Raw genomic sequence first — 11916 nt, forward strand, 5'->3', positions numbered from 1 at the left:
TAACACCGAAAATGACTGTTAATAGAAAAAAAGATATAGCTGTAATTGGAATTTCAGGAATGTTCCCGAAATCGGCTAACATAAATGAATTTTGGAATAATTTACTGGAAGGAAAAGAATTAATCGAGTTCCTGGATAATGAACAACAAGACCAGATTCTTGCTGGGAATCCACAGTATGTTCCTGCAATTTCCCGGGTTGAGAACGAAGATAAATTTGATTATAATTTTTTCGGATATACAGATGAGGAAGCAAAATATATGGATCCTCAGGTCAGAATTATGCACCAGCAAGTATACCGCTCACTTGATGATGCCGGTTATATTGAAGGAGATAATCAAATAACAGGTTTGTACCTGTCGTCTTCTGATAATTTAAACTGGAGAATATTCGAAATGATGTATCCCGGAGGGAAAGCATCGAAGTTTCTGACAGAGAAATATGCCAATAAAGAATTTATCAGTACGCTGATATCTTATAAGTTAGGATTAAAAGGACCAAGTATTTACACTGATACTGCTTGCTCCAGTTCACTTGCCACCGTTCATATGGCCTGCAGGGCATTACTTTTAAAAGAATGCGAATTGGCTGTTGCCGGAGGTGTAAGTGTTAGATCCATCGAGCCGAAAGGATATTTATATGAAGGCGGAATGATTGCTTCAAAAGACGGTCATTGCAGGGCTTTTGATGAGAAAGCAAGCGGTACTGTTTGGGGAGAAGGTGCAGGAGCAGTTGTTTTGAAGCGATATGAAGATGCTGTTAGGGATAAAGACTATATATATGCTGTTGTCAAATCCACATTCGTAAACAACGACGGAAAAAGAAAAGTTGGTTATTCAGCACCGAGCGTAAGTGGTCAGGCGGAATGTATTAAAACTGCGCTTCGCATTGCCGAATTGAAAGCCAGTGAAATTGATTATATAGAAGCACACGGAACAGGAACAAAAATTGGAGATCCAATTGAATTGGAAGCCTTGAATGAAGCTTTTGAATTTGATACAAACACAAAATGTGCCATTGGATCGGTTAAATCCAGTATGGGTCATTTAGACGCAGCAGCTGGAATTGCCGGATTTATTAAAACCTGTTTGATTTTAAATAAAAAGCAAATTCCGCCATCAATAAATTTTGATCAACCCAATCCGGAAATTAACTTCCAGGACGGGCCATTTTACGTCAATACAAAACTACAGAATTGCGAACCTAAAAATGATCTTTTCAGGGCTGGCGTGAGTAGTTTCGGAATAGGTGGAACGAATTGCCATGCCATATTGGAGGAACATTTAAGCAGCGTTGAAAAAAATACGAATCCGATTAACGTCTTTTTCTTGTCTGCTAAAACGGAAAAGTCTTTAAAATCATACAAACAAGTGTTGGTTGATTTTATTGACGCTTTTGAAGATAATACAGAACAGCAAATCAGTTATTCTGTTAACAATAAATCATCTAAAACATTTCCTTACAGAGACTATTTGGTATTGAATGATAAAAAGAATGTAACATCCAAATTGCAATTATATAAAAAGTTTACATCAAACACGACTTCTAAAAATGTAGTCTTTTTATTTCCGGGACAAGGTTCACAATATTTTAAAATGGGTAAGGACCTGTATCACAACCTTGTCACATTTAAAGAGATAATGGATGAGGGATTTGAGATTTTGAAAGACACTTCCAATATTGATTTCAAGTCGGTTTTAGGTTATAGTGAAGATATTACTATTGGCGAAGAGACTATCAACAATACATTGTATACACAACCCATTTTATTTCTTATCGAGTATGCATTGGCCAAAACGATTATGACTTTTGGGATTTCACCTAACGCAATGATTGGTCACAGTCTGGGTGAATATGTTGCAGCTTGTCTTGCCGATGTCATCTCTTTTGAAGATGCATTGAAAATTGTTTATAAGAGAGCACAATTGATGAACAGCGCAAAACCGGGAACTATGATAGCGGTTATGGAAACTTCAGAAAATGTGCAGAATAACGTTTCCGGTGAATTTTCAATTGCGGCTGTAAATACGGCTAAATCATGTGTTATTGCTTGTGATGAAGTGGGTAAACAGGATATTATTTCCCAATTGGAGAAAAGCAATATCAGTTTTGCAATCCTGAAAACGTCCCATGCATTCCATTCTTTTATGATGGATGATATTTTGGAAGATTTCCGTAATGAATTAGCGAAAATCAATTTTTCAACTCCTAAGATTCCGATGGTTTCAAACCTGACAGGGAATATGTGGGATGCAAATGAAACCGTTACTCCGGAATATTGGGTAAAACATTTACGGAATGCAGTTTTGTTTGAAAAAGGAATCAATCAGGTTTTACAAACTTATCCGGATGCTGTTTTTATTGAAGTTGGTCCCGGAAAAGCACTTTCAAACTTCATGAACGAAATCTCGGATAAAGAAGTATCGTCAATTTCAATGCTTAGAAACAGAAGGGAAAATGTAAACGATTACGAACAATGGTTAAACAATTTAGGTGTTTTATGGAGTTTCGGTCATAACGTGAAAATAGAGAATCTATATGATACAAAATGGTCTAAAATTCCGGTTCCGGGTTATGTATTTGATGAAACCATCCTTCCGTCAAGAATCAATGTTTTGGAAATATTAAACAAGAGATCAGGCGGTTTGGCCGGGATTGAAAATGGGGATTTCAGTTCAGTTTTTGAAGAAAACACCAATCTTTTCGAATCTGCTTCAAATGAAGAAACCGAATTCTCATCGGATGAAGCTTTCCGATTTCGCTTGAACACTGAATATGTTGAGCCGGAAAATAAAACGCAGGAAGGATTAGTAACAATCTGGAAAACATTCTTCGGAAATAAACCCATAGGAATCAAAGATAATTTTCTGGATTTGGGCGGTGATTCCCTTAAAGCCATGTCAATTGTGAATGCAATCAATAAAGAGTTTGCTTTTGAACTGACGTTGCCTGAGTTGTATGAATCCCAAACTATTGAAGAAATAAGCGCCAAAATTGAAGTAACGGCCAAGTTTAAAAATATTATCAATACACCACAAGCTCAAACTAAAAAAATTAAAATCTGATGGACATCTTAAAAATACTAAACATACTCGAGGAAAATCAAGTTTTTCTATCCTTGGATGGTGAAGACCTGGAAATCAGTTTTGAGCAGGATGAAATTGGAGATGAAATAATTGAATTACTGAAAAGTAATAAGCAATTGTTGGTAGACTACCTAAAAAAGGTACAGAAGCAAGATGTTTTTCAGAACATTCCAACAGCTGGTGTATCAGAAAGTTATGAGTTGTCCTCTTCTCAAATGAGATTATGGATTCTGAGTCAGTTTGAGGAAGCTTCATTGGCTTACAATATGCCTTTCCATATTGTGTTGGACAGCAGTTACGAAATTCCATTACTGAAAAAAGCTATAGACTGTGTAATAGAACGACATGAAATTCTCAGAACGGTTTTTAAATCTAATGATAACGGTCAAATCAGACAATGGATTATTCCGGTTTCTGAGTTTTCTTTTGAAGCAGAGGTAGTTGATTATTCCCAGTTTGCTGATCCAAAATCTTTGGCAGATAATGCAATACTTGAAGATTCATATAAAAAGTTTGATTTGGAAAAAGGACCACTTTTAAGAGCAATATTCTTTAGAATCAGTCCTACCGAAACAGTCTTTTATTATAACATGCATCACATCATAAGTGATGGATGGTCAATGGAAGTTTTGTCTACAGATGTAATCCGTCATTATAACGTGCTCAAGAATAATTCAGGAGAAAAAATAGCTCCGTTAGCGATACAGTATAAAGATTTTGCCGTTTGGCAACAGAATTTATTAAATTCCAAAAAAGGTGAAGAATCTAAAGAATACTGGTCAACTATATTAAAAAATCCGGTTTCAACTTTTCATTTTCCAAGTGCTAATTCCAGACCTTTGGAGAAAACATTCTCAGGTTATAAGTTGAAATATTACCTGCAGGAAAATGAATTCAGGAAGTTAAAAAACTTCAGTAGCCAATATTCAGGCAGTTTGTTCAATACAATTTTAGCCATTTGGAATTTCATTTTTTACAAATATACCGGAAGTGAAGAATTGATAATCGGAACTCCTTATGCAGGAAGATTCCATACTGATCTGGAAAGTCAGATTGGATTTTATGTCAATACAATTGTCTTAAAGAACACGATACATCCCGAAGATAATTTCGCGGATTTTTATAAATCGGTAGTGAAAAATACGCTTGAAGCAATCAATCACCAAAACTATCCTTTTGATGCATTGCTTGATGATATAAAATTGGATAAAGATTTTTCAAGAAATCCAATTTTTGATGTGATGATTGCGCTTCAAAATTCTTCTGATGTTTCGGTTGATTTAGACGGACAATTAGGACAGATAATTGAAATCGGAAAATGTTATTCCAAGTTTGATTTTGAAATCAACCATTATGAAGAAGGAAATACATTAGCGGTCCAATTTGAATACAATACTGATATTTATGACCGCGAATCGATTGAACAATTGCTTCATGGTTTCCAATTCGTTTTAAATACTGTTTTGGATAATCCGGAACTGGATTTGGTTACAGTTCCTATTGCAGATAAATCAACCGTAATGGATGAAACCATGCGATTCAATTCAACCGAAGTTTCTTTAGATCCAACTTTAACCGTTGTGGATTTAATTGAAGAACAGTTCGCTTCAAACGCTGATGCCTTGGCATTGGTTTATAATGAAGAGCACTATAATTATAAAGAACTGGGTATTTTAGTAAATCAGTTTTGTCACTATTTGAAAGATGAGCACGGAGTTTCTTCCGGAGATTTGGTTGGTTTGCAATTAGACCGCAGTTCAGCAATGGTAATTGCAATCGTATCAATCTTAAAAATGGGAGGTTGTTATGTGCCTCTCGGAATGGATTATCCGGAAGAACGTGTTTCTCAAATCCTTAATGACTCTGGTATTAAAACGGTGATAAGAGAATCTGAAGTTACTAATTTCTTCGAAAATCATACTCATTATCCTGATGGTTTTATCCATGATATAAAACCGGGATCATCAGCATACTGCATTTTCACTTCCGGATCAACAGGAGTGCCAAAGGGTGTAGTAAATATTCACTCAGGTTTATACAACCGCTTATTATGGATGGCCTCTTATTTAGGAACAGATAGCAAAGGAATCTACTTTCAGAAGACACCATACACTTTTGATGTGTCGGTTTGGGAGTTCATCCTGCCGTTAATGAGCGGCGGAACTTTAGTGGTATGCGCTCCCGAAGGACATAAAGATCCTGAATACCTGAAACAAACAATTGAATCAGAAGGAATCTCTGTTATTCATTTTGTTCCATCGATGTTAGGAGCCTTTTTGGAACATATCAACAAAGGAGATGTTTCAGGACTAAAGCACGTGATATGCAGCGGTGAAGAATTGCCTTCCCGTATGGTAGAACAGGTACGCGAAAAAATGCCACAGGCAAGAATCCATAATTTATATGGACCAACGGAGGCTTCAATCGACGTAACAGCATTGGATGTTACAGATTCTGATGTAAGTCATGGTGTAACCATTGGCCGTCCTGTCTGGAATACCAGTATTTACATAGTTGATCATAAGATGAATTTACTGCCGGCCGGGATTCCGGGTGAATTATTGATTTCCGGTGTACAGGTAGCAAAAGGATATCTGAATCTTCCTGAACTGACAAACGAACGATTTATAGCAGATCCTTTCAAAGAAGGAAATAAAATATACCGCACGGGTGATGTGGCCTACTGGAAGCACGACGGAAGCATTCAATACATGGGAAGAATTGACAACCAAGTTAAAATTCGAGGGAACAGAATTGAGTTGGGAGAAGTTGAAAATGCAATCTTGGAATACGAAGGAATCAAGCAAGCGGTTGTAGCTGCTAAAATAGTCGACAACGAAAATGTACTTGCTGCTTATTATCTGACAGAAGCTGGATTTGAAATTGATAAAGCTGAATTACGCAAGTATTTAAGAGCAAAACTTCCGGACTATATGCAACCGGGTTTCTATGTTCGTATTGAAACCATACCGATGACATCAAGTGGTAAAGCGGATAGAAAAGCGTTACCGGATATACTTGAGAATGATCTTATCAAACGTCAATATGTTGCTCCTAAAAATGAAACAGAAGAAAAATTGATTGGCCTTTGGAAGGAAGTATTGGGAGTTGAAGAAATTGGTGTGGAAGATGACTTTTTCGAATTGGGAGGGCACAGTCTGAAAATCATCAAACTATATGAACTTATCAAACAAAAGCTGTCAGACGATATTGATGTTACCCATTTATTTTCAATGACCACCGTTCGTTTACAAGCCCAATTTATAAATAAATATTCAGCAAATTCTATTGAAGAGGATAAGATGAGTATTGTTGAAATTGCTTTCTAAATAATTAAAAAAATATAATAATTAAAAAAACAACTTAAAAAACAACAGGATGGAAAATTTAACAAAAAGCAGTATTGAATCTAATATTTATATGCAAGGTAATAATGAATCTAATGTAAATGGTTATGCAAAATCATTTCCAGCCATTTTCAAATATTCTAAAAATGATATTCTTAAAGATTATAATGATAAGGTATATATTGATTTTTTTAGTGGTGCGGGAGTACTAAATTATGGTCATAACAATGTGCATATGAAACACGAGTTAATTAAATTTCTAGATTCAGATTCGCCAGTACATTGCTTGGATATGGATACTGTAATGAAATTAAAATTCCTGGAGGAGTTTGACAAAGTAATATTGAAACCTAGGGATATGAATTATAAAATTCAATTTACAGGTCCCACAGGAACAAATGCTGTAGAGGCAGCAATTAAGTTAGCCAGAAAAGTAACTAAAAGATCAAAAATTGTATCCTTTACTAATTCTTTTCATGGTATGACTGCCACTTCACTGGCACTTTCTGCAAGTCAGGAAATAAAGCATAATGATATTCCATCCCAAGATGTTATATTTCTTCCTTATGATGGATATATGGGAGCTGAAATTGATACGATGGATTACATTTCAATGATGTTAAAAACTAAGGGCTCCGGAAATCAGTTACCAGCTGCAATAATTCTGGAAACGATACAAGCAGAAGGCGGTATAAAAGTAGCCAGTATAGAATGGCTGGTAAAATTAACCAATTTCGCTAAAGAGAATGGAATATTATTAATAGTTGATGATATTCAAGTTGGTTGTGGGCGATCAGGTGATTTTTTTAGTTTTGAAAGAGCTGGAATAAGTCCGGATATCATTCTTCTCTCTAAATCTATTAGTGGTTTTGGTTTGCCTTTAGCCCTTTTATTATTAAAACCAGAACTAGATATATGGAAATCAGGGGAGCACAATGGTACTTTTAGAGCAAATAATTTGTCTTTATGTACAGCAACAAAAGCACTTGACTATTGGAGAGATGATGTATTAATTAAAGATATTAAAATAAAATCCGATTTAATTCAAAATAAACTGAAAGAATGTTTAGATAGTTGTTCTCACATTGTAGATGTAAGGGGGTATGGAATGATTTGGGGTATTGAGTTTACTTCTTGTGAATTGGCCGAAATGGTTTCCACTATATTATTTGAAAAAGGTATTATTATTGAGACTTGTGGTAATACAGGTCAAGTGGTTAAAATTTTAACTCCTTTGACTATTACTATGGAAAATTTAGCTATTGGACTTAATAAAATATTGGATGTTGTATCTAAAATCGATGACAGTTTTTCCGATATCAACCTGAATTAATTATAAATCATGGAAATGAAAGAGATAGCTATTGTTGGATTTTCTGGTGTATTCCCTGATGCAGATTCTGTACATGAATTCTCTGAAAATTTATTAAATGGAAAATGCTCTATTAAAGAGATATCAAAAACAAGGTTGTTCAATACTGCTGTTTCTGATGAACCTAATTTTCGCAAATCAGGTTATTTAGAGGAAATTACGCTTTTCGATTATAATTTTTTCAATATTTCTTTGGGTGAAGCCGAAGAGATGACGCCTCACCAGCGATTGCTTTTGCATGAAGCGTATAAGACTTTTGAAAACGCAGGTTATAGACCAAAAGATTTAAAAGGATCCAATACTGCTGTTTACGTAGCAAATACACTGACTAATTATTTTATGTTAGCACAGGAGTCTTCGCCAACATTAATAGCGGGAAATACATCAGCGATGATGGCCAGCAGGATTTCAAGATATTTTGATTTAAGAGGTCAGGCAATAAATGTTGATACGACGTGTTCGTCTTCATTAACGGCAATAACATTGGCATGTAAAGATATATTGTTGGGAGAGACAAATTTGGCATTGGTGTGTGGTGCCAATATTGATTCGGTTCCCGGACTTAAAGACAATAAAGTAGTTCTGGGGGTTGAAGCTAAGAATGAAAGCTGCAATCCTTTTTCCGCAAATGCAGAGGGAACCATGATGGGTGAAGCAGTTAGCTGTGTGTTATTGAAATCAATGGAAGAGGCTCTAGCCGATGGTGATATCATTTACGGAGTAATTAAAGGATTCGCATTGAACCAAGACGGTGGTCAGTCGTCGAGTATAATGGCACCAAGCAGTGATGCGCAGGCTGATGTTATCAGAAAGGCTTTAAAAAACGCCAAACTTCAACCGAATGATATTACGCTTATCGAAGCACACGGAACCGGAACTAAATTGGGTGATCCAATCGAAATTGCCGGAATTGCAGAAGTCTACAGTCCGGTACTCAAAAATGATGAAAAAGTATATGTCTCAGCCGTTAAATCAAATATTGGTCATACTGACGGAACTGCCGGTATTGTTGGAGTTGTGAAAGTATTACTTTCTTTCAAAAATAATGTCTTATATCCGTCAGTCAATGCGCTGCCGTTAAGTCCGTTTATCGATTTTGAAAAGGCTAAAGTCGAAGTAGTTACAAGAGCTATCAGTTGGGACGAAGTTAGAAAAACTGATAAAAAGCGTGCCGGAATCAGCGCTTTTGGATTAATGGGAACAAATGCCCATTTGATATTAGAATCATACGATAAAACTGAATCTTCAGCTTTAGAAAATCTTCATGATGAATATACTTTATGCTTTAGCGCAAAAAGTAAGGTAAGTTTAATCAACCATCTGGAGTCTTTCAAAAGTTATTTAAACAGCACGAATGATAGCTTACATGATATTTCATTCACCTTAAACAATAACAGGGAATTATACCAATACCGCTTTTCAGCAACGACAAAGAGTAAAAAACATTTACTTGAGATTTTAGAAGGTAACACCAATGAGATTATTACAAACAGTACCGAGTATATTCAGGAAAGTATATTGGTATTTGATGATAAAATAATCATTACTGATGAAGTGCTGGAAAGCATAGATGGTTTTTCGGAGTATAAGAACAGTTTAATTAATGATGCTCAAAAATCATTGTTTGTCCAATATTTCAGTTATCAAACTCTTTTAAAATCGGGAGTTCGTATCAACGAAATGATCGGAATCGGTACTGGAAAAACCGTTATACAAATATTAAAGAACGAAATTTCTTTAGAGGAAGCTCTGAAAACTTTAAGCAATTCTACTCAGGAAAATCAAGACACCAAAGAAGAATTAGAAGTTCGGGCCAAAAAATTAATAAGCCGATATCCAAACGGTTTGAATATAATTGAAGTCGGATATCAAGGTATACTAGGTTCAATTTTTGAAGAATTGACCAACAGCATGTTGAATTATTTTGTTATTGGTTACGGTCAGCCACTACACAAAAATTTAAGAACATTATTTGCCCTGAATTTTGATTTTGAACCAAGGGTATTTATCGGTAATCAGAAATTCTCGAAAGTAGAATTGCCATCGTACAGTTTTGACAGCAAAAGATGCTGGCTTCGCACAACAGATAATCCATACAATCCAAATGGTACTAATTCGGCTAATGTAACAACTTCAAGCGAAGTAAAAATTACTGAAGATTTTGACCAACTGCCAATTATTGATCAGCTGTTGGGACTTTGGAGTGAAATCTTAAAAACCGAAATGAATGAAGATGATGATTTCTTTGAATTCGGAGGACATTCCTTAAACGGATTACAATTAATCAATAAGATAAATAAAAGGTTTTCGGTAGAATTTACCATTGATACTTTATTTGATAATGGTACACCGAAAGAAATGGCGGCAGCTCTTGAATCGGAGTTGGAAAAGAACAAGAAAGTATCAATTCAAACCGAAAAAATTGAGGCTGTTGAAGGCATTGAAAAAGTTGAAAATCAAGAGTTTTATGATGTTTCATTTGCCCAAAAGAGACTTTGGTTACTTGCCAAAATGTCTGATAATACTTCGAGTCTGAATGTTCCGATGATGATTCAGATTGAAGGAAATATAGACTATTCTAATCTGAATAAAGCCTATCAAACGGTTATCAAACGACATGAATCTTTAAGAACTTCATTTGTCTTTACTGAAGATAAACTGAAACAAAAAATTCATGAATTTGATGCAATCCAAAACAGTATTCAATATGAAGTAAAAGAAGATTTGAATACCGAAGAATTGAATAATTACCTACGGGATTTAATCATTCTTCCTTTTGATCTTGAAAGCAGTCTTCTAATCCGGGCGAACCTGATTAAAGTTAAAGAGAACCAACATGTTATTGCGATCGCATTGCATCACTTGATTTGTGACGGATGGTCGGTTACGGTATTCCAAAAAGAGCTTTTCAGTATTTACAATACTTTATGTTCTCCAAAAGAAGTTCAGTTGGAACCTTTAAAAATCCACTATAAGGATTATGCGGCCTGGCAATTGAAAGAATCTGAAAAGACTGCATTTCAGCAAAGTGAATCTTTTTGGATGGAACAGTTTAAGGATTCATACCCAATGTTGGATCTGCAATTGCAGAATAGCAGACCGGCAATGAAGACATATAACGGACATGTAGATCACTTCAAAATTCCTCAGGAATTAGTGATTTCGATTAAAGGACTTCTGAAAGAAGAAGGTATAACTTTGGCTATGTTCTTCGGATCGATGCTAAATCTTTTCTTATCGAAATTATCCGGAGAACAGGATATAACGGTCGGATTACCAATTACAAACAGAGGTCTTAGCCAATTGGAAAATCAAATTGGCCTTTATTTGAATACATTACCAATCAGATCCAGATTTGACGAACAATTATCGGTTAAGGATTTCATTAAAGGCATTTCAAATAATTTTAAATCGGCTTATAAGCATCAGGATTATCCTTTTGAACTGCTATTGGAAAAATTGCAGTTGCAAAAAGATCTTAGCCATTCACCGTTGTTTGATATTGTATTTACCGTTCAAAATTTCCTGAACATTGATATTTTAGGAAGCTTGGATAATTTAACCAATGATGAGTTAAAATTTAAGCATTATGAATTGGATAATAGTTCGGGAGCCCAATTTGACATGTTTTTCAGATTCATTGATTCTGACAACGAATTGTTCTACGAGTTAGAATACAACACCGATTTATTCACAAAAGATACCGTTGTTAAATACCATCAGTTTCTTCTAAACATCATAGAACAATGTGCTCATGGAAGGGATTTAAAAGTTAAAGAGATTTCTCTAACCTCAAATGATGAATTAGAACAAATCCAATCTATAGTTGAAGGATTTAATAACACAGAAGTTGCTTATCCAAAAGACAAAACAGTTGTTGGTTTATTTACTGAACAAGCTGAAAAAACGCCTAATAATCAAGCATTAAAAGACGAATCGAAATCGTATTCCTATGCCGAACTTGATCATTTTTCAAATCAAATCGCCGAATACCTTCTGACAGTTTACGGTAAAGATGACAAAACACCGATTGCCGTATTGTTGAGCCGATCAGCCGATATGGTGGCACTCTTACTGGGAATTTTAAAAACCGGAAGATCTTATATTCCGT

At 35.2% G+C, this 11916-nt stretch carries 4 protein-coding genes; all 4 read left to right on the forward strand.

All coding sequences use genetic code 11. From position 1 onward, the window contains the following. The first annotated feature begins 11 nt into the window (after positions 1 to 11). Positions 12 to 3065 (forward strand): type I polyketide synthase, encoded by a 3054-nt coding sequence (locus NAT51_RS18315; protein WP_250601306.1) that lies wholly within the window; start codon positions 12 to 14, stop codon positions 3063 to 3065. After that, positions 3065 to 6415: a non-ribosomal peptide synthetase gene (locus NAT51_RS18320; protein WP_250601308.1), complete on the forward strand. Its 3351-nt coding sequence runs from the start codon at positions 3065 to 3067 to the stop codon at positions 6413 to 6415. Before NAT51_RS18315 ends, NAT51_RS18320 begins: the two co-directional genes overlap by 1 nt. A 49-nt stretch (positions 6416 to 6464) precedes the next feature. Next, complete coding sequence (gene ectB / locus NAT51_RS18325) at positions 6465 to 7766, forward strand: diaminobutyrate--2-oxoglutarate transaminase (protein WP_250601310.1); 1302 nt, start codon at positions 6465 to 6467, stop codon at positions 7764 to 7766. Positions 7767 to 7781: 15 nt separating this feature from the next. Continuing rightward, on the forward strand, positions 7782 to 11916 hold a 4135-nt coding region (locus NAT51_RS18330; RefSeq protein ID WP_250601312.1), incomplete at its 3' end, for a condensation domain-containing protein.

The sequence above is a fragment of the Flavobacterium amniphilum genome, assembly GCF_023634845.1.
GTDB classification, from domain to species: Bacteria; Bacteroidota; Bacteroidia; order Flavobacteriales; family Flavobacteriaceae; genus Flavobacterium; species Flavobacterium amniphilum.

What these genes read in the sequence shown, in the direction of transcription:
- NAT51_RS18315 (WP_250601306.1), top strand. Translation starts at nt 12, where the DNA reads ATGACTGTTAATAGAAAAAAAGATATAGCTGTAATTGGAATTTCAGGA.
- NAT51_RS18320 (WP_250601308.1), top strand. Translation starts at nt 3,065, where the DNA reads ATGGACATCTTAAAAATACTAAACATACTCGAGGAAAATCAAGTTTTT.
- ectB (WP_250601310.1), top strand. Translation starts at nt 6,465, where the DNA reads ATGGAAAATTTAACAAAAAGCAGTATTGAATCTAATATTTATATGCAA.